The sequence below is a fragment of the Calothrix sp. NIES-2100 genome (assembly GCF_963875285.1).
GTDB lineage: Bacteria > Cyanobacteriota > Cyanobacteriia > Cyanobacteriales > Nostocaceae > Aulosira.
In genome coordinates, this window is sequence record NZ_CAWNLA010000001.1 from 328749 (window position 1) to 352864 (window position 24116).

21 protein-coding genes and 1 pseudogene are annotated in these 24116 nt (G+C 42.5%); 20 read left to right on the plus strand and 2 right to left on the minus strand.

Annotation, left to right across the window (positions count from 1 at the left end; all coding sequences use genetic code 11):
- The first annotated feature begins 1914 nt into the window (after positions 1–1914).
- The 17 genes and pseudogenes from nifB to fdxB all read left to right on the plus strand — a co-directional run bounded on the left by nifB (position 1915) and on the right by fdxB (position 17213).
- Positions 1915–3381 (plus strand): nitrogenase cofactor biosynthesis protein NifB, encoded by a 1467-nt coding sequence (nifB, locus tag AACU32_RS01345; RefSeq protein ID WP_096597130.1) that lies wholly within the window; start codon positions 1915–1917, stop codon positions 3379–3381.
- Between the two features lie 82 nt (positions 3382–3463).
- Positions 3464–4660, plus strand: coding sequence for a cysteine desulfurase NifS (gene nifS, locus AACU32_RS01350; RefSeq protein ID WP_096597132.1), 1197 nt, complete (start codon positions 3464–3466; stop codon positions 4658–4660).
- Between the two features lie 130 nt (positions 4661–4790).
- Positions 4791–5732, plus strand: a complete 942-nt coding sequence (gene nifU, locus AACU32_RS01355) for a Fe-S cluster assembly protein NifU (RefSeq protein ID WP_096597134.1) — start codon at positions 4791–4793, stop codon at positions 5730–5732.
- A 22-nt stretch (positions 5733–5754) separates the two neighbouring features.
- Positions 5755–5919 (plus strand): hypothetical protein, encoded by a 165-nt coding sequence (locus AACU32_RS01360; protein WP_339377400.1) that lies wholly within the window; start codon positions 5755–5757, stop codon positions 5917–5919.
- Complete coding sequence (nifH, locus tag AACU32_RS01365) at positions 5912–6808, plus strand: nitrogenase iron protein (RefSeq protein WP_096597136.1); 897 nt, start codon at positions 5912–5914, stop codon at positions 6806–6808. Before AACU32_RS01360 ends, nifH begins: the two co-directional genes overlap by 8 nt.
- A 121-nt stretch (positions 6809–6929) precedes the next feature.
- Complete coding sequence (gene nifD / locus AACU32_RS01370) at positions 6930–8435, plus strand: nitrogenase molybdenum-iron protein alpha chain (protein WP_339377401.1); 1506 nt, start codon at positions 6930–6932, stop codon at positions 8433–8435.
- 347 nt (positions 8436–8782) lie between these two features.
- Entirely contained in the window at positions 8783–10321 is a 1539-nt protein-coding gene (gene nifK, locus AACU32_RS01375; protein WP_096597138.1) for a nitrogenase molybdenum-iron protein subunit beta, read from the plus strand.
- 117 nt (positions 10322–10438) lie between these two features.
- Positions 10439–10750, plus strand: a complete 312-nt coding sequence (locus AACU32_RS01380; protein WP_096607813.1) for a Mo-dependent nitrogenase C-terminal domain-containing protein — start codon at positions 10439–10441, stop codon at positions 10748–10750.
- 156 nt (positions 10751–10906) lie between these two features.
- The gene (locus tag AACU32_RS01385) at positions 10907–13645 is read left to right on the plus strand and encodes a bifunctional nitrogenase iron-molybdenum cofactor biosynthesis protein NifEN (RefSeq protein ID WP_096597140.1); all 2739 of its coding nucleotides are present in this window, start codon (positions 10907–10909) and stop codon (positions 13643–13645) included.
- 60 nt (positions 13646–13705) lie between these two features.
- Positions 13706–14110: a nitrogen fixation protein NifX gene (gene nifX, locus AACU32_RS01390; RefSeq protein WP_096597142.1), complete on the plus strand. Its 405-nt coding sequence runs from the start codon at positions 13706–13708 to the stop codon at positions 14108–14110.
- Entirely contained in the window at positions 14107–14583 is a 477-nt protein-coding gene (locus AACU32_RS01395; protein WP_096597144.1) for a NifX-associated nitrogen fixation protein, read from the plus strand. The genes nifX and AACU32_RS01395 overlap by 4 nt, the downstream gene beginning before the upstream one ends.
- Positions 14584–14613: 30 nt before the next feature.
- The gene (locus tag AACU32_RS01400; protein ID WP_096597146.1) at positions 14614–14850 is read left to right on the plus strand and encodes a CCE_0567 family metalloprotein; all 237 of its coding nucleotides are present in this window, start codon (positions 14614–14616) and stop codon (positions 14848–14850) included.
- The gene (nifW, locus tag AACU32_RS01405; RefSeq protein ID WP_096597148.1) at positions 14847–15164 is read left to right on the plus strand and encodes a nitrogenase-stabilizing/protective protein NifW; all 318 of its coding nucleotides are present in this window, start codon (positions 14847–14849) and stop codon (positions 15162–15164) included. Before AACU32_RS01400 ends, nifW begins: the two co-directional genes overlap by 4 nt.
- A gap of 107 nt (positions 15165–15271) precedes the next feature.
- A pseudogene (locus AACU32_RS01410) lies at positions 15272–16006 on the plus strand (HesA/MoeB/ThiF family protein); the annotation flags it as partial.
- Between the two features lie 93 nt (positions 16007–16099).
- The gene (locus AACU32_RS01415; RefSeq protein ID WP_339378666.1) at positions 16100–16471 is read left to right on the plus strand and encodes an iron-sulfur cluster assembly accessory protein; all 372 of its coding nucleotides are present in this window, start codon (positions 16100–16102) and stop codon (positions 16469–16471) included.
- 36 nt (positions 16472–16507) lie between these two features.
- Positions 16508–16807, plus strand: a complete 300-nt coding sequence (locus tag AACU32_RS01420; RefSeq protein ID WP_096597150.1) for a 2Fe-2S iron-sulfur cluster-binding protein — start codon at positions 16508–16510, stop codon at positions 16805–16807.
- A gap of 109 nt (positions 16808–16916) precedes the next feature.
- Complete coding sequence (gene fdxB, locus AACU32_RS01425; RefSeq protein WP_096597152.1) at positions 16917–17213, plus strand: ferredoxin III, nif-specific; 297 nt, start codon at positions 16917–16919, stop codon at positions 17211–17213.
- A 51-nt stretch (positions 17214–17264) separates the two neighbouring features.
- On the opposite strand, the gene AACU32_RS01430 is transcribed toward fdxB, so the two are convergent.
- Complete coding sequence (locus AACU32_RS01430) at positions 17265–17858, minus strand: hypothetical protein (protein WP_096597154.1); 594 nt, start codon at positions 17856–17858, stop codon at positions 17265–17267.
- A gap of 583 nt (positions 17859–18441) precedes the next feature.
- Here AACU32_RS01430 and AACU32_RS01435 point away from each other — a divergent pair.
- Positions 18442–18978 carry an element excision factor XisH family protein gene (locus AACU32_RS01435; protein WP_339377404.1) on the plus strand — a complete coding sequence of 179 codons (537 nt, stop codon included), beginning with the start codon at positions 18442–18444 and terminating at the stop codon, positions 18976–18978.
- A complete protein-coding gene (locus AACU32_RS01440) occupies positions 18903–19241 on the plus strand; it encodes a XisI protein (RefSeq protein ID WP_096597156.1) in 339 nt (112 codons plus the stop codon). Before AACU32_RS01435 ends, AACU32_RS01440 begins: the two co-directional genes overlap by 76 nt.
- A gap of 83 nt (positions 19242–19324) precedes the next feature.
- Here AACU32_RS01440 and AACU32_RS01445 read toward each other — a convergent pair whose 3' ends face one another.
- Positions 19325–21319, minus strand: a complete 1995-nt coding sequence (locus AACU32_RS01445) for a protein-arginine deiminase family protein (RefSeq protein WP_096597158.1) — start codon at positions 21317–21319, stop codon at positions 19325–19327.
- A 521-nt stretch (positions 21320–21840) separates the two neighbouring features.
- Here AACU32_RS01445 and AACU32_RS01450 point away from each other — a divergent pair.
- Positions 21841–24111: a COG1470 family protein gene (locus tag AACU32_RS01450; protein ID WP_096597160.1), complete on the plus strand. Its 2271-nt coding sequence runs from the start codon at positions 21841–21843 to the stop codon at positions 24109–24111.
- Positions 24112–24116: the final 5 nt, after the last annotated feature.

The window sequence follows — 24116 nt, forward strand, 5'->3', positions numbered from 1 at the left end:
TGAAAATTGGTATTCTAAATTAATTGCAATTTATTTTTTCGCTCGTAGCAATAAATAGCCAAAATAGGTATTGACAACTGCGGGAATAACTATCAAAGTGATACCCGCAATTAATATTGATAGCATGGCGGTCTCCTCCAGTGTAGATGGGTAATCAAAAAGTATTTGAGATGGAAAATCAAAACTGTTAAGGAACATGAGCAAAACAACCTTTGGGAATATTTTAATTAATTTTTAATTATTATTTGCTCCAACAAATGCTGATTGAGCAATTATTAATTACCATTGCAAAGTTGCAATAGTACAGGACTTACGGATGGGTGACGGAAAAAGTAACCGCTCCAGGACGCAGAGGACACAGAGAAATACGAGTTTGAGAGGTTTTTTGCGTAATACCAATTTAATGTGAAGTTGCACATATCATGATCCCCCTAAATCCCCCTTTTTAAGGGGGACTTTAATTCTTTCCCCCCCTTTTTTAAGGGGGGCTAGGGGGGATCGAATTCTATGCAGCTTCATAAAGAATTGGTATAAGTCCTATAGTAATTGGAGTTTATCGAGGGTTTATAAAGCCAGTGCGCATATGGGAGATGAGGAGGACAAATTACTAATGCCCAATGCCCAATGCCCAATGCCCCATGCCTATGTTACTTATATCAGGTAGCTCTAACTACATTAGTGCATGTATTAGCTTGTACTCAATTAGTATTAATCCCTATTGCATCAGAATTTACAAGCTGAAAAAAGTTTTTTTCCCGTTAGGGTACTAGTATTTTGAGATTAGGGGTACTGGTATTTATCAAGCTAGAAATTGAGTAGTTGTTGACCAAAGCCTAAACTTTGTACTAAGCGGGATTTGCAGGTATTCTTGTCATAAATTTTTGCATATTTTAATGTGTACTCATCTGTACTCATGTGTACTCGTAAGTGAAATTTATTGAAAATAATTTTTCTGTATATCCAGCTACAGTACTAGTCTTTTATTGCTAAGCTTCAGAAAAAATTAGCCTTTGCTTTTATCTAATACAGTTGTCTGACTAATTAGTTAGCCAGAATGATGCTGCCAAAGCCTATAAAATCGTTATGCTGAGGGATCAGACCTATGATTTGCTAACAGTATCCTGAATTTGAGGGAGTTAGTCCGTCTGTATATGTAGACACGATTTTAGATGAAGTTATTTTACAATTAGTTTTTACCATCGAAAAAGTGTTACTTTAGATACGGAATTGAATTTCGCTTAACGGCTGGGGTAGTGTTTAGTTAACTGCTCCAGCTATTTATCCCAAAACTGCCTAAGTAAATAGGAATTTGGAGAGCGATCGCAGACGATCTGAGTACAGATTGATCAATACCAAAAAACAACTCAAATTACACTCAAACTATTGCTAGTATTAGGTTCAAGACGAGTACAAAAATACTTGAACCCCTTCATCATAAATACTCGTACCCTGGGCAAAAAATACTAGTACCTATACCTAAAAACTTTTTCTCAAAGCTTCCAAAAGCTTGGTAACTATCGCTTTCAATTTTTGAGTACAAGCTTAATCAATCTAATAAATTATAAAAAACACCAGCAATTTCCGACTTTCAGGTGACTGCTATAAATAAGACATGTAGCGCTCAACACCTAAGGCACTAACAGAAATGTATTGCTAAACACTTAATGTCCTAAAAAAAAACTCAACAGTGATAACTATCAAAGTTTGTAGCAATCATCTCTATGAATATAAGTCGCAGCTTTAAACCCGAATTTTACCCAAGTCCCAAAAGTGGACAAACTAGCCGAAAGTCAAGGTTTATCTAACCAACGTAGGCAGGTTTTCAGAGTACAACGCGACTTTAATTTCTGGCTGAGATTGAGCAAAAGCATCTTCTATAATGCCAGTCCCATATTCTAAAGGCAGCGAAATTCAATGACACCACCACCTACAGGGCTTCTAACTTCTCCAACCACGGAAACCAAAACTAAAGCCAAATCGGGTAGTTGTGGTTGCAGCAGTAAAACTGATGCCACAACAAGTTTAGATGAAAAAATCAAAGCGCGGATTGAGAAACATCCTTGCTATAGCGAAGAAGCACACCACCACTACGCTAGGATGCACGTTGCAGTAGCACCAGCTTGCAACATCCAATGCAACTATTGCAACCGCAAATATGACTGTGCAAATGAAAGCCGTCCTGGTGTGGTTAGCGAATTGCTCACACCAGAAGAAGCCGCACACAAAGTTTTAGTAATTGCTGGCAAAATTCCCCAAATGACAGTTTTGGGAATTGCAGGGCCAGGAGATCCCCTAGCGAACCCAGAAAAAACCTTCCGTACCTTCGAGTTAATTGCCGAGAAAGCACCAGATATTAAACTTTGCTTGTCAACCAACGGATTGATGCTTCCCGATTACGTTGAGCGGATTAAACAACTGAATATCGATCATGTCACCATAACTATTAATATGGTAGACCCAGAAATCGGGGCGAAGATTTATCCTTGGGTTCACTACAATCGCAAACGCTACAGAGGTATTGAAGGTGTCCGCATTCTGCACGAAAAGCAGATGGAAGGATTGCAAGCCCTCCAAGAAGCAGATATTCTGTGCAAAGTTAACTCGGTGATGATTCCGGGAATTAACGATGAACATTTGGTAGAGGTCAACGAAGTCATTCGTTCCAAGGGTGCATTCCTGCATAATATTATGCCCTTGATTTCTGCCCCAGAACACGGTACTCACTTTGGTTTAACTGGTCAACGCGGCCCGAATCCTAAAGAACTGAAAACAGTACAAGATAACTGTTCTGGTAATATGAAAATGATGCGCCATTGTCGCCAATGTCGCGCCGATGCGGTAGGATTATTAGGCGAAGACCGCAGTCAAGAATTTACCAAAGATAAATTTATGGAAATGGCTCCAGAATACAATTTGGAGCAACGCCAAGAAGTCCATGCAGAGATTGAGAAGTCTCAAAAAGAAATCAAAGCCGTCAAAGAAAAAGCTGTAGAGACATTACATACAATATCCCTACAGGAAAGACCAAAAATCTTAGTTGCAGTCGCTACCAAAGGCGGCGGTTTGGTTAACCAGCACTTCGGTCACGCTAAAGAGTTTATGGTTTACGAAGTGGATGGTACCAGTGCTAAGTTTGTCGGTCATCGCAAAATTGACCACTATTGCCAAAGTGGATATGGCGAGGAAGCCACTCTAGACAACATTATTCAAGCCATCTCCGATTGCAAAGCGGTTCTGGTTTCCAAAATTGGTCACTGTCCTCAAGAAGAATTGCAAAAAGCTGGTTTACAGACTGTTGAAGCTTACGACGTAATTGAGAAGGTGGCTTTGGAATTTTACGACCAGTATATCAAGGGGTTAGAGAAAACTGTTGACTGTTGACTGTTGACCGCTTAAATAGAGAATCTCAAAAACTTTCCGAGCAATTTTCCCAGCGTAAACAAGATGTGGTGAGTCTGGAAGCATGAGTGTAATTTATTTAGATAACAATGCCACAACCAAGGTAGATGAGCAAGTTATACAGGCGATGCTGCCCTATCTCACCGAGTTTTACGGTAATCCTTCTTCGATGCACAGCTTTGGCGGACAAGTAGGGAAAGCAGTTAAGGAAGCAAGGGCGCAAGTTGCATCACTTTTGGGAGCCGAGGATTCAGAAATTATCTTCACCAGTTGTGGTACTGAAGGAAATAATGCAGCTATCAAGGCAGCTTTAGCAGCACAACCCGAAAAACGCCACATTATTACCACTCAAGTAGAACACGCAGCCATTCTCAATGTCTGCAAACAACTGGAAAAACAAGGTTACACAGTCACCTATCTATCTGTAGACCGCAAGGGTCAAATTGACTTGATGGAACTAGAAGCCGCCCTGACTGGCAATACTGCTTTAGTTTCCACCATGTACGCTAACAATGAAACCGGCGTGATTTTCCCTATTGAGCAGATTGGGTTGCGGGCAAAAGAAGCCGGTGCTATCTTCCATGTAGATGCGGTACAGGCAGTAGGTAAAATTCCCCTCAACCTCAAGACCAGCAGCATTGATATGCTCACCCTCTCCGGTCACAAACTCCATGCTCCCAAAGGTGTGGGTGCGTTGTATGTTAGACGAGGTGTCAGATTTCGTCCGCTGTTAATCGGTGGACACCAGGAACGGGGACGCAGAGCAGGTACAGAGAATGTTCCCGGTATAATTGGTTTAGGCAAAGCTGCGGAATTGGCACAGGTACATTTAAAGGATGTGCAACGGGAAAAGGCATTACGCGATCGCTTGGAACAAGGTTTACTAACTGCAATCTCTGATACAGAAGTTAACAGTGATATTACGCAGAGATTGCCCAACACTACCAGCATCGGTTTCAAGTATATCGAAGGCGAAGCGATTTTATTATCCCTCAACCAATACGGCATCTGTGCATCTTCTGGTTCCGCTTGTACTTCTGGTTCCTTAGAACCCTCCCATGTTTTGCGGGCAATGGGCTTACCCTACACCACCTTGCACGGTTCGATTCGCTTCAGTCTTTCACGATACACCACTGAAGCCGAGATAGATAAAGTCCTAGAAGTAATGCCCCCGATTGTCGAGCGTCTACGCGCTATCTCTCCATTCAACAACGATCAAGCTGATTGGCTGCAAGGAAGGGAAGAGGCTTTGGCTCATTGATTGGGACAAGGGGGACAAGGGGGACAAGGAGGACAAGGGGGACAAGAAGAATAATACCCGATGCCCAATGCCCAATGCCCAATACCCAATCCAAAATCTAAAATCTAAAATCTAAAATCTAAAATCGGTCATGTGGGAATATACTGATAAAGTACTAGAACTTTTTTACAACCCCAAAAACCAAGGTGCGATCGCAGATAGCAATGAATCAGGTGTAGCCGTGGTTTTTGGCGAGGTGGGCAGTATTGCTTGCGGAGACGCTCTGAGACTGCATCTCAAGGTAGAAGTAGACAGCGATAAAATTCTTGATGCTCGTTTTCAAACCTTTGGCTGCACAAGTGCGATCGCTTCTTCTTCGGCTTTGACTGAGTTAATTAAGGGTTTAACTTTAGATCAAGCGCTGAAAGTCACCAATAAAGAGATTGCTGAATACCTGGGCGGCTTACCAGAAGCTAAGATGCATTGTTCTGTGATGGGACAAGAAGCCTTAGAAGCAGCGATTTTCAAATACCGGGGTATTCCCCTAGCTGTGCATGACGATGATGAAGGAGCATTGGTTTGTAGTTGCTTTGGGATCAGCGAAGCTAAGGTTCGCCGTGTGATTCAGGAAAACAACCTCACCACTGCGGAACAGGTAACAAGCTATGTGAAGGCGGGTGGCGGTTGTGGTTCTTGTCTAGCCAATATTGATGACCTAATCTCTGCGGTCATCAAGGAATCAGCTGTACCTGTTGGTACTAGCTATAAATTAAGCGCAAAAATTACTGCAAATACTGCAACTGTTCAGGAACAATCCTCACGACCGCTAACAACAGTCCAAAAAATCGCCTTGATTCAAAAAGTTCTGGATGAAGAAGTTAGACCACTGCTAATTGCGGATGGCGGAGATATTGAACTTTACGACGTGGATGGAGATCGCGTACAGGTAGTGCTGCAAGGTGCTTGTGGTTCTTGTCCTAGCAGTACCGCTACCCTGAAAGTTGCCGTTGAAGCTAAATTGCAAGAGCGTGTAAGCCCAAGCTTACGAGTAGAAGCTGTTGACCCATTATTCAGCCTTGCTAAGGGTCGTTAGAAATTACCACTTAACCAAATATATGCAATCTATCTCTATTCCCGAACCAAAGGTGTTAGAGCGATCGCCACCAGCGACGTTCTCAGAAGCGATCGCTCCCAAGCAAATAAGCGATCGCCCTATCAAACCCAGACCACCACAAAACCTCAACCACCAAACTTATTGCAGGAGAAACAACCATGACTGACAACAGCATTAGACAAATTGCATTCTACGGTAAAGGCGGTATTGGTAAATCCACAACATCCCAAAATACCCTTGCTGGTCTGGCTGAAATGGGCGAACGGATCATGATTGTAGGTTGTGACCCCAAAGCAGACTCCACCCGCCTCATGCTGCACAGTAAAGCTCAAACCACCATTCTGCACCTAGCGGCTGAACGCGGCGAAATTGAAGATATTGAACTCGAAGAAGTATTGCTACCTGGTTACTTGGATGTCAAGTGTGTGGAGTCAGGTGGCCCTGAACCTGGTGTTGGTTGTGCTGGACGTGGGATCATTACCGCCATTAACTTCTTGGAAGAAAACGGCGCTTACGAAGACCTGGATTTTGTTTCCTACGACGTATTGGGTGACGTTGTTTGCGGTGGTTTCGCCATGCCAATTCGTGAAGGCAAAGCGCAAGAAATCTACATCGTTTGCTCTGGTGAAATGATGGCAATGTATGCTGCCAACAACATTGCACGGGGTATTCTCAAGTATGCTCACTCCGGTGGTGTGCGCTTAGGTGGTCTAATTTGCAACAGCCGTAATGTTGATGGAGAAATTGAATTAATTGAGGCATTAGCTGCAAGACTTAATACTCAGATGATTCACTTTGTACCTCGTGACAATATCGTACAACACGCAGAACTGCGTCGGATGACGGTAATTGAATATGCTCCTGATAGTCAGCAAGCCGAGGAGTACCGTATTTTGGCGAGAAAGATTAAAGAGAACACCAAGCTGACCATTCCCACCCCCATCTCAATGGACGAACTGGAAGAACTGCTGGTTGAATTCGGGCTCCTGGGCGGCGAAGAAGAATACCAAAAAGCGATCGCCCAAGACTCAGGCAAAGCTGCTGCTGTTGTTTAAGCTGATTCGCTAAGTAGTCATTTCGGGAAGGGAACAGGGAACAAATACCCCCTCTGCTTCCTTCTTCCCTCCACCCCCACCCCGCACACTCTGCGATCGCAAGTAGTCAAGAGGAAAAACTATGACACCCTCCGAAGCCGCAATTTTAGAGCAAATCACTGTTACTGAGCCAGTAACATCAGAAATTGACAAAAAAGCCTTGATCAAGGAAGTTCTGGAGGTATATCCGGACAAAGCCAAGAAAAAGCGGGAAAAGCACCTGAACGTTTACGAAGAAGGTAAATCTGATTGCGGCGTTAAGTCCAACATCAAATCTATTCCCGGAACAATGACCACCCGTGGTTGTGCCTATGCAGGTTCAAAAGGTGTGGTTTGGGGCCCCATCAAAGACATGGTTCACATCAGTCACGGCCCCGTTGGTTGCGGTTACTATTCTTGGTCAGGTCGCCGCAACTACTACATCGGTACTACTGGTATCGATTCTTTCGGCACGATGCAGTTCACCTCCGACTTCCAAGAACGGGACATCGTCTTTGGTGGAGACAAAAAACTCGCCAAACTGATTGATGAAATTGAAGAACTGTTCCCCCTCAATCGCGGTATCTCCGTACAATCCGAATGCCCGATTGGTCTAATTGGTGACGACATCGAAGCCGTTGCCAAGAAGAAATCCAAAGAAACTGGTAAAACTGTTGTTCCTGTACGTTGCGAAGGCTTCCGGGGTGTGTCCCAATCCCTTGGACACCACATCGCCAACGATACCATCCGCGATTGGGTATTCCCCAAAGCTGACAAAGCCAAGAAAGAAGGCACCCTCGGATTTGAACCAGGCCCCTACGATGTAGCAATTATCGGTGACTACAACATCGGTGGTGATGCTTGGTCTAGCCGCATCCTGTTAGAAGAAATCGGCTTGCGGGTTGTGGCTCAGTGGTCTGGAGACGGCACTCTACACGAGATGATGCTCACCCCCAGCGTGAAACTAAACCTAGTTCACTGCTACCGCTCCATGAACTACATCTCCCGCCACATGGAAGAAGCTTATGGTATTCCCTGGTTGGAATATAACTTCTTTGGCCCCACCAAGATTGCTGCATCCCTGCGAGAAATTGCTGCCAAGTTTGACGAGACTATTCAAGCCAAAGCAGAAGAAGTTATTGCCAAGTATGAAGCCCAAACCCAGGCTGTACTTGACAAATATCGCTCCCGCTTAGAAGGAAAAACAGTTGCTCTCATGGTTGGTGGTTTGCGTCCTCGTCACGTTGTTCCAGCCTTTGAAGACCTGGGCATGAAGTTGATTGGCACAGGTTACGAATTCGGTCACAATGACGACTACAAACGCACTTCTCACTATGTCGAGAACGGGACATTAATTTACGATGACGTTTCTGCCTATGAATTTGAGCATTTCGTCAAAGCACTCAAGCCAGATTTAATTGCTTCCGGGATTAAAGAGAAGTATGTCTTCCAGAAAATGGCGCTTCCCTTCCGGCAAATGCACTCATGGGATTATTCGGGGCCGTACCACGGCTATGACGGATTCGCTATCTTCGCCCGTGATATGGATCTCGCTCTCAACAGCCCCACTTGGAGCTTAATCGGCGCACCTTGGAATAAAAGTGAGTGAAAAAGCTATGAGTTTTGAATTTTAGGCGTTGTTGATTAATAGGATGATTTTTGTCTCACGCCAAGGCGCAAAGACGCAAAGAATCTAAGTTTAGCCTAGGTCAAAAATATTAATTCATCCGGCAAATATGTAACGCCTAATTGTGAATTCAATTCTTCTCAAAACTCATAAATCAACATCCAAAACTTGCCGTTGCTCAATCAAAATATGAAACCCCAAAATAACCCTTGTTTTTCTTTGTACCTTTGCGCCTTTGCGCCTTTGCGTGAGAAAAATTCATATTTCCATCAGCAACGCCGAAAAACTTCCTTTAACTAACTACTCTAGAAGCTTGAAGAATTACTATTATGGCACAAAACGACATCAACAAAATTAAGGATCACGCCGAACTCTTCCAGCAACAGGAATACCAAGAGCTATTTCAAGCCAAGAAAGAGTTTGAATGTGGGCATGAATCTGAACAAGTTTCCCAGATGGCTGAGTGGACAAAAACCTGGGAATACCGCGAAAAGAACTTTGCCCGTCAAGCGTTAACCGTTAACCCCGCGAAAGCTTGCCAACCTCTAGGAGCGATTTTAGCTGCCGTTGGTTTTGAAGGAACACTACCTTTTGTGCATGGTTCTCAAGGTTGCGTTGCTTACTTCCGCAGTCACTTCACCCGCCACTTTAAAGAACCGTTTTCTGCCGTATCCTCCTCGATGACGGAAGATGCAGCCGTATTCGGCGGTTTGAAAAACCTGATTGAAGGCTTGGCAGTTTCCTACAACTTGTATAAACCCAAGATGATCGCTGTCTGCACCACCTGCATGGCAGAGGTGATTGGGGATGACCTACAAGCCTTTATCAAAACCGCCAAAGAGGAAGAGTCTGTTCCTGAAAACTTTCCTGTGCCTTATGCCCATACCCCTAGCTTTGTTGGGTCACATATCACAGGCTACGACAACATGATGAAGGGGATTCTGTCGAATTTGACGGCAGGTAAGAAAAAAGAGACGACCAACGGCAAGATTAACTTTATTCCTGGATTTGAAACCTACATTGGCAACCTGCGGGAAATCAAGCGGATTGCAAATGTGATGGGAATTGACTATACCCTATTAGCAGATAACTCTGAATACCTGGATTCTCCGAATAACGGTACATATAATATGTATCCAGGTGGAACCAAGCTAGAAGATGCGGCTGATTCCATCAATGCTGAAGCCACGATCGCACTCCAAGCATACGCCACCACCAAAACTCGCGAGTACATCGAACACGAATGGCATCAAAAAACCTACGTGAACCGTCCCGTCGGCATTCGTGGGACTGATGAATTCCTGATGAAACTGTCGGCGTTAACTGGCAAACCGATTCCCCAAGAATTAGAAGATGAACGGGGACGGGCAGTAGATGCATTGACTGATTCTCAAGCATGGTTGCATGGTAAACGGGTGGCCATGTATGGCGATCCTGATTTGGTAATTGGTTTAACCCAATTCTTATTAGAAGTCGGTGCAGAACCAGTTCACATCCTAGTCAGCAACAGCAACGAACATTTTGAGACAGAATTGCGGGCAATATTAGACTCCAGCCCCTTTGGTCAAGGTGCGACAATTCACGGTGGACGCGACCTCTGGCATATGCGTTCTTTACTATTCACAGAACCTGTCGATTTGCTCATCGGCAATTCTTACGGCAAGTATCTCTGGCGCGATACCAAAACCCCATTTGTGCGGATTGGCTACCCCATCTTTGACCGCCACCACCTACACCGCTACGCTACCTACGGCTACCAAGGCACAATCAACCTCCTCAACTGGATCGTCAACACCCTCCTAGATGAGTTGGATCGCAACACCATTATTCCATCCAAGACCGATATTTCCTACGACTTGATTCGATAGTCAATGGGCATAGGGCATGAAACAATTTTGGATTTTAGATTGAAATCCAAAATCGCAAATCTAAAATCTAAAATTTCTTGTCTCCCTTGTCCCCCTTGTCTCTTATACCAGCCCACTATGACTACCATCAGCCACAACCACAAACACCTGCGGGGCGCTAAAAGCGATCGCTTCGATATTCTCTCCCCAATACGCCGATGGGTGGATCAAATTCAAATAAGCGATCGCCGTATCGCCCATCTCATTTGCCAAGTTATTCCCTGTTGTTGCCCTTTTGAACGGAACATTAAACTCTTCGGACACACTTTCCACATTCCCCCACTCTGCAAATTAAATCCACTCTACGACGAATTTGTCGGATTGCGCTTTCGCAGTCTGTCTTATCTCTCAGATGAGTGTGGCGAAGATATCACGAAATATATTTGCTAATTCTCCGCGTACCTTTGCGTTTACCTTTGCGTCCCTCTGCGTTAAAAAATCTTCTTGAAAACGAACCGCGAAGACGCGTTCGACGAAGTCGTTCCCGAAGGGTAGTACACAAAGAAAGAAAAACAAGAAATTTGATTGCCAATCACCCATCAAGTCATGAAAATCACCCAAGGCAAAATTAACGAGCTGCTAAGTGAGCCAGGATGCGAACACAATCACCACAAGCATGGGCAGAAGAAAAACAAGTCTTGTCACCAACAAGCCCAACCCGGTGCGGCTCAAGGCGGTTGTGCTTTCGATGGTGCATCAATCGCCCTAGTCCCGATTACCGATGCTGCTCATTTAGTCCACGGGCCGATCGCTTGTGCTGGTAATTCTTGGGGTGGTCGTGGTAGTCTTTCCTCTGATTCCCATCTCTACAAAATGGGTTTCACGACTGATTTAAGTGAAAATGATATCATCTTCGGTGGGGAAAAGAAGCTGTACAAAGCGATTTTGGAAGTACAGCAACGCTATCAACCTGCGGCGGTGTTTGTTTACTCCACTTGCGTGACGGCGCTGATTGGCGATGATTTGGATGCAGTATGTGAAACTGCTGCCAAGAAAACAGGTATACCCATTATCCCTGTAAATTCCCCTGGCTTTATTGGCAGTAAAAACCTTGGTAATCGTGTCGGTGGGGAAGCTTTATTAGAATATGTTATTGGTAGTGCTGAACCAGAATATACCACACCCTACGATATCAATTTGATTGGTGAATACAACATCGCTGGCGAATTGTGGGGAGTTCTGCCCTTATTTGAAAAATTAGGGATTCGAGTTCTAGCTAAAATTACGGGTGATGCTAAGTATAATGAAGTTCGTTATGCTCACCGTGCCAAACTCAATGTGATGATCTGCTCCAAAGCCTTGATCAACGTGGCGAGAAAGATGGAGGAGCGCTATGGTGTCCCTTACATTGAAGAATCTTTCTACGGCGTGGATGACATGAATCGCTGTTTGCGGAATATTGCTGCCAAAATAGGCGACCAAGGTTTACAAGAACGAGTAGAAAAATTAATTACAGAAGAAACTACTGCGCTAGATATTGCTTTGGCTTCATATCGCGATCGCCTTAAAGGTAAGCGTGTTGTCCTTTATACTGGAGGTGTGAAAAGTTGGTCTATTATCTCAGCGGCGAAGGACTTAGGCATGGAAGTTGTCGCCACTAGCACCAAGAAAAGTACTGAAGAAGATAAAGCGAGGATCAAAGAATTACTAGGAAAAGATGGCATTGCTATGGAAAAAGGCAACGCCCAAGAATTACTCCGGGTGATTGCCCAGACAAAAGCGGATATGCTGATTGCTGGTGGTCGCAATCAATACACTGCCCTGAAAGCCCGTATCCCATTTTTAGATATTAATCAAGAACGACATCATCCCTATGCTGGATATGTGGGCATGGTGGAAATGGCGCGAGAACTGGATGAAGCCCTCTATAGTCCGGTGTGGGCGCAGGTGCGTCAGCCTGCACTGTGGGAGGTCACTTCGACTTCTCTTCGAGACGCTACGCGAACGCTCAGTGACCAGAAAGCAGAAGAAGCGATTTCAATCCAAAATCCAAAATCTAAAATCCAAAATTCTTCCAAGGCTGTTGCGGTGAATCCGTTGAAGCAAAGTCAACCTTTAGGTGCAGCCTTAGCATTTTTAGGATTGAAAGGCGTAATGCCTTTGTTTCACGGTTCTCAGGGTTGTACTGCCTTCGCCAAAGTTATGTTAGTGCGGCATTTTCGGGAAGCGATTCCCCTATCCACCACTGCCATGACGGAAGTTAGCACTATCTTAGGTGGTGAGGACAATATCGAGCAAGCAATCCTGACGCTGGTGGAGAAATCAAAGCCGGAAATTATCGGTTTGTTAACTACTGGACTTACGGAAACTAGAGGGGATGACATGGAAGGTATCCTCAGAAATATCCGCAAACGTCACCCAGAATTATATGATTTGCCGATTGTGTTTGCTTCTACGCCTGATTTTAAAGGTGCATTGCAAGATGGTTTTGCCGCAGCCGTTGAAAGTATAGTTAAGGAAATTCCCCAACCTGGAGAAACCAGATTAGACCAAATCAATATTTTGGTAAGTTCTGCGTTTACACCAGGGGATGTACAGGAAATTAAAGAAATTGTCTCTGCGTTTGGGTTAAAACCCATTGTTGTACCCGACCTTTCTGTTTCCCTTGATGGTCACTTAGATGATTCTTATAGTGCAGTGACAGGTGGTGGGACAACTTTGCCAGAACTGCGACAGATGGGTAGTTCCGTGTTTACCCTAGCACTAGGCGAGAGTATGCGCGGTGCAGCAGAAAATTTACAAACCCAGTTTGATATACCTTACGAGCTGTTTCCCCAACTGACTGGATTAGATGCAGTAGATAACTTTTTGCAAGGACTGGTAGATATTAGCGGTAATGCAGTCCCAGAAAAATATTGTCACCAACGCCGCCAGTTACAAGATGCCATGCTTGATACTCACTTTTATTTTGGGCGTAAGCGGGTGTCTTTAGCACTAGAACCTGATTTGCTGTGGTCAACAGCTTGGTTTTTGCAATCGATGGGTGCGGAAATTCACGCCGCAGTCACAACTACAAAGTCGCCGCTGTTAGAGAATTTGCCAGTAGAACGCGTCACTATTGGGGATTTGGAAGATTTTGAGCGATTAGCGGTAGGTTCGGATCTAGCGATCGCTAATTCTCATGGTAAAGCGATCGCTCGCCGTCTGCATACTCCTCACTATCGTCTCGGTTTCCCTGTTTTTGACCGCTTGGGTAATGGACAGCGTTGTACTGTCGGCTACCGAGGAACTATCGAACTTTTGTTTGATATTGGCAACTTATTTATTGAGGCAGAAGAAAATTAGTTGACTGTTGACTGTTGACTGTTGACTGTTAACTGTTGATTCATGTTTGGAGGATGAATTATGAAAATTGCTTTTACAACTAGCGACCAGATTCATATTAATGCTCATTTTGGTTGGGCAAAAAAAATTGATGTTTATGAAGTTTCACCAGATGGTTATCAGTTTCTTAATACTTTGAGATTTGATGGCGACCTGAAAGAAGATGGCAATGAAGATAAATTAGTACCAAAAATTGAAGCTTTGGCTGATTGCACCATTGTTTATGTATCAGCAATTGGTGGTAGTGCGGCGGCTCGGTTAATCAAGAAACGCATTACACCAATCAAAGCGAGGTCTGAGGATGACAAAATTACTGATCTCCTAGAACAGTTAGTCAAGACTTTGAAAGGCAGCCCTCCCCCCTGGTTGCGAAAAGCTTTACAACAAAAATCATCAAGTTTTGTAGAAGAGGAAGTAGGCGTATGAGTTCAACTGAAATTGTCAACCAAACTACTAGCAGCGAAGCTTTAAATTCTCCCTTTGTCCAAGAATTAGTCAGACAAATTCGCGCCCAAGATTCCTATGGATTTTATAGAAGTTGGTCGGATGAATTAATTCTCAAACCTTATATTGTCAGCAAGCAAGCTAAACGCCAAATTTCTGTAGAGGGCGATGTGGAACCCGCTACCAAAGGCAGAATTATGTCATTCTATCGCGCGATCGCCGCCCAAATTGAGCAAAAAACGGGTTTATTATCTCAAGTGGTGATCGATTTGAGTCATGAAGGTTTTGGCTGGGTGCTGGTTTTTTCCGGTCGTCTATTGCTAGTTACAAGAACCTTACGCGATGCTCAACGTTTTGGCTTTGATTCCCTAGAAAAGTTAGCAGATGAGGGCAATAAACTAACACAAAAGGGTATTGAATTAGCTGAGAAATATACTGAGGTTGCCAAGCTGTAGGAAATATCAAGGCAATAAACGGAGAAGATTATGGTGCCAGCAGCAGAAACAGATTGTGAGAATCAAAAAGCTATTGAAGATTTAAAACTACAAATTAAGCGGCTGAATAGTAAGGCTGGTCAAATGAAGATGGATCTTCATGATTTAGCTGAAGGATTGCCAACCGATTACCAAAATTTGACAGCGTTAGCAGCCGAAACTTATGAAATCTACCGTCATTTAGATGAATTGAAATCTCAGCTAAAAAGTTTGGAGAAAAAATCATGACATGGGATGTTGAAAAGTTTAACCAAATTGTAGATGCGGAAGAGTATTTTGACTTTTTTCAACTTGCTTATGATCCTCAAGTCGTCCATGTTAATCGCCTACATATTTTGAAGCTATTTTCTCAATACATTCGCGAGATTGATACTAATAATTCAGCAGCTAGTCAAGCCGAAAAACTTGATTTATACTGCACAGCCCTTAAACAAGCTTATGAAGTTTTCCTCAGTTCCACACCTCTACAACAAAAGTTGTTCAAGGTGTTTAAGCAGAAGCCAAACAATATCGTTATGCTGACAGAAATTGCAACCAGCTAGACTGCTACGCGGAAGTCAAAAGTCAAAAGAATAAATAAAATTTTAGGCTTTTGCATTATTTGAAAGGTTGCTTTATTTACGCTGTGCTTTACTAGGAGAAATCAAAAGTGGTAAATCTCTCACCTACTGAATTAGAACGTTACCGCCGCCAAATCATGCTCCCTGGTTTTGGCAAAGAAGCACAGCAGCGACTCAAGTCAGCAACGGTGCTGGTTACAGGTGTGGGAGGATTGGGCGGTACAGCAGCGCTTTACCTAGCGGTAGCTGGTGTTGGGCGGCTGATTCTGGTTCGAGGCGGTGAGTTGCGGCTAGATGACATGAATCGCCAGATTCTCATGAGCGACGATTGGGTAGGTAAGCCGCGTGTGTTTAAAGCCAAAGAACGGCTGGAGGATATCAACCCAGATGTGGAAGTTGAAGCCATCTTTGATTACGTTACGCCAGATAATGTAGATTTTTTGGTTCAATCAGCTGATGTGGCGCTTGACTGTGCCCATAATTTTACCGAACGCGATTTATTAAATGCAGCTTGTGTGCGTTGGCGTAAGCCGATGGTAGAAGCGGCGATGGATGGGATGGAAGCTTACCTTACTACAATTGTCCCTGGCGTTACACCTTGCTTGTCTTGCTTATTTCCTGAAAAACCAGAATGGGATCGGCGCGGCTTTGGTGTGCTGGGTGCGGTTTCGGGAACCTTGGCTTGTTTGACGGCGCTAGAAGCAATCAAGTTAATTACTGGATGTAGTCAGCCATTGTTATCGCAACTATTGACAATGGATTTGCACCAGATGGTATTTGCCAAGCGTCGTTCTTACCGCGATCGCAATTGTCCAGTTTGCGGTACTCATTCTCACCACTATCCTACCTCTCTACAGTTGAGTCGTGCCCTAGTCAATAGTCAACAGTCAACAGTCAACCATCAACAAGTATATTTTATGACTTTAACCTTAACAGAAGCAGCGGAATTCCGGCTTCGCACCTTCCTTTTAGCCTCTAGCAAAGATGAAAATGCTACTCAACGTGGCATCCGTGTTGGTGTAGAAGATGGTGGTTGCAATGGCTACCAATATTCCATCAAAGTTATCAACGCTCCGCAAGCAGATGACATAGTCATGCAACAGGGAAAGTTAAGCATCTACATTGATGCACAAAGCGCCCCGTTACTAGAAGGCGTGGTTGTGGATTTTGTCGATGGCTTGCTGGAAAGCGGATTTAAATTTAGCAATCCCAATGCTACTGATACCTGTGGCTGTGGGAAATCATTTCAAGCAGGTAATTGCAGCCCTGCTGGCGTACCTTGTAGCTGATACCCGAAACCTTTATTTATTTTGGAGGATATGACAATGACAACTTATCAAGTAACACTAATTAATAAAAAGCGATCGCTCGATATCACCATCCCTGTTGATGAAAATACCTCAATTCTCGATGCTGCTGAACAACAAGATATAGAGTTACCTTTTTCCTGTCAATCTGGCTCTTGCTCTAGCTGCGTCGCCAGAGTAGTTGAAGGACAAGTAGATCAAACTGAGCAGGTATTTCTTGATGATGACCAAATGGCTAAAGGCTTTATTGTTCTTTGTGTTTCTTATCCCCGTTCTGACTGCACGATTCGCACTCACCAGGAACCGTATTTAGTTTAAGCGATGACTGTTAACTGTTGACAGTTGACTGTTGACTGTTGACGGTTAATTGTTGAGTAAAAATATTAGCCCCTAGCCCCTAGTCCCTAACAATCACGAAAATTACACTATGGCAATACTCACCGGTTTAACCTTTGGGGGTCAAGTCTGGACACCCCAATTCGTTCAAGAAATTAACCAAGACAAATGCATTGGTTGTGGTAGATGTTTTAAAGCCTGTGGTCGGAATGTGTTAATACTAAGAGCGTTGAACGAAGATGGCGAGTTTGTGGAAGATGAGGAGAATGAAGAAATCGAGCGTAAAGTGATGTCTATCATTCATCCAGAGTATTGTATTGGTTGTCAGGCTTGCGCTCGGACTTGTCCCAAAAATTGTTACACCCATAGCCCATTTGAACAAAATTAGTTTTAGAGACGCGAAATTTCGCGTCTCTGCTTTTAGCCAAGCTCACGATCATTATTTATCCTGAGAATATACAGATAGTAACCAATGTCTTACTAAGTATTCAATTTGATATAGTAACGCTCCTTGAATCAGCCAAATAATTCCAAATATAATTATTATGTTCTGTTCATAGTCTGTATAATCTTCAACTGCTTTTAGGTAACTCAGGTGAAAAAATGGTAATAAAAAAGTGCAAATAAAAATTGATATTAATGTAGATAAAACGATTACAAGCCAGCCATATAAACCTTCCCACCAGCTCATTAATTTTGGGATTAAGCCTTTTGTAATCCCTATTTCTGGAGCTTGAATTTCTGGCATAAAACGACTAAAAAGCAGATGTAAGCAGTGATGAGTGAATGCAATTATTATAATTGGAGAGAGAATTGTTATTATTGAAAATACAACAAATAACTCTATACTGTTGATAAAATCAGCCAGACGATATCCTGTTTTGGCAATTATCTCAGCTACATATATAATAAATCGTAAAAATACAGATATAATTAACGATTTTAGCCAACAAGTAGGATAAGGAAACCATACAGGCCAACGAGATTTTTGCAATTTTTTACCGTCTGATTGCAAGATATTAAACTTTGGCATAATTAATAGAGACCTCAAATAGAGGAAATATCTTCTCTGTTTAAGATTCCCTATTTATAGATGCAAATAACATTTTCAGCGTTGTATTTGGGAAATTCTACAGATGCATCTGTAGGGGCGGGGTTCCCCCGCCCTTTGCTTTGCGACAATCCCGATGTCACTCACAAGTTTAAGGTTGCTTACCGCCAGCTATTTTAACAGTGCGATCGCTCTTTCAATCAACTTTTGCGACTCGTAAAATCAACTTTTGCAACTTGTAAACTAACTTTTGCGACTCGTAAACTAACTTTTGCGACTCGTAAAATCAACTTTTGCAACTTGTAAACTAACTTTTGCGACTCGTAAACTAACTTTTGCGACTCGTAAACTAACTTTTGCAACTCGTAAAATCAACTTTTGCAACTCGTAAACTAACTTTTGCGACTTGTAAAATCAACTTTTGCAACTCGTAAACTAACTTTTGCGACTCGCAAATTAAGATGCTGACTCAAAATAGTGATGAGCATGAGATGGCTGGTGGAACGCGCAAGTGATATCTGCGGAGTGATTGTTTGGGGTTAAAACTAAGAGCGATCGCTCATCGGTGTCAAAAACAGTCACAATAGATGAATCCCTTTGCAATTCTCATTTATACTTTGATGTGCCAGCAAGAGATATTTACCATGACACTGTGAAATTTGCTTTGCAGAAAGATGGCTGGATAATTACCCACGATCCCTTTCCATTGCAAATCGGTAAAAAGCGTTTATCTGCTGATTTGGGTGCGGAACGTCTCATCAGTGCTGAAAAAGGAACCCAAAGAATTGTTGTAGAAGTGAAAAGTTTTGTGGGACAGTCTGACGTAAAAGATTTGGAGCAAGCATTAGGTCAGTATGTCCTGTATCGCCAAATACTTAACGAAATGGGGAGCGAACGCCACCTTTATCTTGCCGTTTCTCAAGCAACGTTTAACAGCGTTTTTACCATAGAATTGGGACAAGTGTTACTCAAAAACCAAATTATCAAGCTAATTGTCTTTGATGATGAAAGTGAGGCAATCGTGCAATGGATACCCGATTACAATACCAAAACATTATTAAGAGCTTACTCCAGAATCATGCCGATTATCGAACTGCGCTAGGTGATGGTTATATTTCTCAAGTGTTATTTGATGATGAGCGTGGGCAATACTTAGTTTTAGATATAGGTTGGAGTGGCGATAAATATCTCCATACCACACCCATCCATTTAAGTTTAATTGGTGAAAAAATTTGGATTCAATGGGATGACACCCAAGAAGGTGTAGCAACTGATTTGCTAGAAGCTGGAATTCCGAAAGAAGATATAGTTCTTGGTTTTCGTCATCCTAAAATACGGCAACATACGGGTTTTGCTGTAGCGTAGCTTGAGTAAATTAAGGCGTTTTGAGCGATCGCTCACAATATTCCAACTATTGTAGAAGTGTGTGCGATCGCTTGTTTTGGCAATTAAGATTCTATCGGCTCAATTTCCCACCATTTTTGCGCAAAAGGTTGTCGGCGTGTATTTGTACCACAATGAATTTCTCCACGGGCGCGAAAATAAGGGTCCCAATCATCGATAAAATGGCAAACTAAACCTAAAGGTTCTAAAATCCCTTTGACATAAGCTTCAAATTGACATTGATTATTAACTTTGGGGCCAAATGGTTTGGGGATACCCAGATGTTGCTGGAGAACGATCATATTCACCATGTTGGGGAAAAAAGTTTCTGCTCGTCCATAGCCATCGTGTTCAAACAAACCCGGAATGTCTATAATATCTTCTTCGCCTAATTCTAATTCCTGTTTCAAAATCTCGCGATTCCAATTTATGTATTCTTGAAAGCGCTGGTTATGACTAGTTAATTTTTCATTGTCGAGAATTTCTGCCACACTAATATCAGCAGGCTTGTTAAAAAGTTGTTTTCCTTGCCGCAATAATACCTGAGAATGTCCTTCATTTCTTAAGCGTTTGAGAACTTCATAACACTTGTCAGGACTTGCTAAAAGTAGCTTGAATCCTTTAGGGGTAGGCGCAGGGACAAAGGTCATAAATTCATCAATGTGCCCGACACTTAGCCAGTCGGAAAAAATTTCCAATGGAGCTTGAATTTTTTGACCGTAGAGAAAATCTCGCAAGACTTTCAACATCCGTCGCGGCTTTTTAATAATTTCTTTGCGAGTTCCGCCAAATATCAGGCGACCGAAGGGATAATGAACGCCTTTGACTGTGACTGGTGGAGAAACTTCTAAATTCCCAAAAGAGTCTAATTTTGTGACTTCATAGCGACTTTTGCGAGTTACATAACCAAAGTCAATTCCTAAAAGTTGGCGTTTGGGAAAATCAATTAATCCGCGATCGCGTGGCGAATCAAACACAACATGCATCAGGTGTCCTGGTGCTTGAGTGTAACCAATTTCAATTTCGTCTTGCATCCAAGGATCATCTTGATGAAACTCATAAGGAACAATATCTAGTTGGGCGTTAGCTAGACCAACAACTTTTCTGAGTTCCTCAATAAATTCGGCGTTAAATCCATCAGATAAACGGGAAACATACACAGTTATTGGCGATAAAGTATTAGGAGTCATGATCCAAGGTGCGACTCGAAATACTACGCGATCGCTGTAGACTGTTTCGCCGTCTTTGGCGAGATTTAAACTAATCTCAACTATGCCATCAAAATCAACATCGGGATAACTTAATGCTTCAATAGCTAAGATAATATCGCGGTCGGTATCTCTAATTTTGGCTTTGGTGATTCCTGGCCCAATTAACTCATAGCCATATCTATCTAATTCGTCATAAATGCGAATGCGTTTGGCTGTTTCTCGGTTGACTGACAAGTAAAGTTCGTATCCAGCAGGTAAATTTCTGAAACCAACTTTACGCACGATCATAAAGCTGAAATCTTTGAGATCCAGCATTCCTCTAATATAATTTTCTTGCCCATCATCTTCACCATCAGCATCCACAAGGTCGCGATCGCTGTTGACTAATAAGATTGCACCATGACCATTAATTCCCCATTGCCAATCTCTTTTATGCGGATTATTCTCTTCAATAGTGCCGTCTCGGTCTGCATCCACATCTAGACAAATCCGCAGACAAGTTAGTTGGAGATGAACTTGACTTAGCTGACGACCTGTGTCATCTTCAAAGGTTATTTGTAGAGAACGGTCGTCTACGCGATCGCTAAAAGTTCTCGCTAAAAGAGTAATTTCGGGAATTTGTTCTAGAGGAAGCTGAGTGTTGATGGCTATAACAGGCTGTGCGGGAGATGAAACCTCAATTTCTCCCTGAATTTCTAAACTGACAAATTTACTATTAGCAGGGGCGAGATTTTGTAAGGAGACTTGCAATGGTTGACCGACAACTAAAACATCTTCGTATTCTCGAATTCTTTCTCTTGAGCGTGAGCGACGGTCATTAGCAGCTTCAACTTGTAATAAAGTTCTCATAATCTTCTGATAATCTAGTAAACTTTTGTAACTACTGTAGTTTTTTCAACCTGATTTTTCAGAATTACCTCATATAGGATATAGGACTTGTGTTTGATTTTGGCAAAAATTTTCTGTCAAAATTGTCACTAGAAAGAATAATACTAATTTAAATGCGATCGCCTGATTTAAAAACCAAGATCCCCGACTTCTGGGAGAAGTCGGGGATCTGTACCAAGCAAAACCAAGATTATAAGTAATATTTATTACATTTTCTGATTTTGTTTATGATCTCTTAATTTCTATGCTTGTATAATTTTATCTAATTTTGCCTGTAAAATCTGAACCGTAAGTGATTGAGGTTGCTCAACAGCCGATTTGGGGAGCCATTGCTGTACAAAGACAGCGCCCCTAGCGATCGCGACTGAAAGCGACTGGTATGGATTGCCGTTAGATAATAAACTTTAAGGTGCTATTGAGTGGAAGTGAAGATTTTCAGGTACAACTACATTCACACCCGATTAAATGAGGGAGTTGGTAACATGCAAGCTAAACCCAGACCCCTGGAAGTATTTATTAGCCCACCTGGTATTCAAGATGCTATGCCAGGAGAGACAATTGAACTTCATGCTGTTGTTACTAATATAGGCGATCGCGATGCCATCATTGAATTATATTTAAATTTTGATGAACAATTTCAAAACGTTGCTGGGTTATCTGGTAATCCTAGAGCCAGTTGTGCGATCGCGCCGGCACAAAGTAGCGATGAAATAAAATTTACCTTTGAAATTCCCGTTGATGCTTACCCAGGAACTTACGACTATACCTTAGTTGTAGACGCACCCCAGCATTATCCCCAAGATACGCCGATCAACTTCCCGCGCCAACTGAAGGTGGTTGCTAGAGAACACACCGCCATTGGCGCGAATGACTCAACTTTTTCCCTCAAACCTAGTAGCAACACTAATAAGCCGCTAATTTGCAAACCTCATGAACCTTTGCTATTAGAGGTAACAGTAGAAAATCGCTCTCAATATGTAGATAGATTCCGCTTAGCTTGTGTTGATTTAGACGATGATTGGTTGACAATTACTTATCCGCCAACTGGAGTAGAAGGTACAGGCTTATTATCAGATAATCATGCCTTAGCATTGCATCCTAGTACTTCGGGAAAAATCTCGTTATCATTTCATCCTCCAGCCGATACTTTAGCGGGAAGCTATTCTCCCACACTGCGGTTATTTTCGGAAAAATTCCCCGATTTAGTGCTGTTAGATTTGGTATATTTCCAAATTCGCCCAAATTATGACTTAAATATAGAACTGCATACTATTTTAGGACAAGTTAGCCGTCGTCCAGGCAAATATGAATTATCCTTGATGAATCGGGGTAATATTGTGCGGGAACTGACATTTGGGGTGGAAAGTCGGGATGAAGAAAAACTCTTTACCTACAAATTTGAGCCGGCTGAGTTAAGATTATTGCCCAGCAAAAGTGCTGAGAGTAATCTGACAATAAAACCCAAACCTTGGTGGCGTAGACATTGGTTTGGTTCAGGACAAATTATCAACTTTCAAGTCAATATCCAAGACAAACAAAATTTACCGGTACATGACACATTACCACAGGGAACTTTACTTTGGAAACCCCGCCCTTGGTGGCAATTGATATTATTAATTTTACTTATTTTAGGATTATTAGGTGGGATAGGATTGATTATTTGGCGAATCTTAAACCCCCCGCAGTTGAAGATAGAAAATTTTAGTGCCAATAGCCCTCAACTTACCGAAGGAGAGGATGAGGTAGCTTTAAAATGGGATATTCGTAACTATAAAAAGTTGGAACAGTTGATTATCGAAGTTTCCGGGACACAACGAATTGAACCAATTATCTATGATTTCCGAAATGGGATTCCTGATGATAAATTAGGCAAGAACAAGTGTATAGTACAACAAAAAATAGATTTGATTTGCAACAATATTACAACTGGCATTAACAGCAAAGGAAATTACACCTTTAAGTTAATAGGCTTATATCGGAAAGGCAATGCTTTGGTTTCCCAAACAGCTAAAGCAGACACCCCAGCAATTCAAGTAGTAATCAATGAAAAGCCCATAGCAGAAATTGTGGATTTTAAAATCAATAAACCACAATACCAATCTGGAGAAAATATTCTCGTAAATTGGACAGTGACTAACCCTTTATTGCTAAAAGAAACGCAAATTACGGGGACTAAAGAAGATGGCACAGCAACGGGCGATCCAGAGATTTATAAATTCAATCAAGGTGGGATTGACAACCCGAAACTCAAAAATTCTTGTCAAGAAGTAAATCGCCAATTGCAATGTACAAACATACCCATCCGACCATTAAAAGCCGGGAAGTATGCGTTTGAGTTAAAAGCTTTACCCAATAATGGTAGTGAAAGAATTAGCGCGAAAAAAACTGAAAGTAAAATTGCAGTTTTACCGAAACCATTTAAGATTGTTTATTTTAAAATCAATGGTAGTGAGCAACCAAATCAGTCACTCAAAGAAGGAGCGACTGCTGTTTTAGAGTGGAAAGTTGAGGGAGAAGATATTCAGGTGAAGCTGCTACCATATGGTAACGATCTGCAACCTGTGGGTTCGTTGCGGCTACCAGTAATTTCCGAATTTCCCCCGCAAATTGCACTGTATGTCAGCGATAAATCTGGGAAGCAGCAACCCCAGCAAAGAGGATTTGCGATCGCAGTTATCAAAAAAGTTGTACCTACGCCCACACCGCCTGTAGTTAGCCGAGTTCCCTCACCTAGCCCAGCTGCGTCTCCATAGGGGTT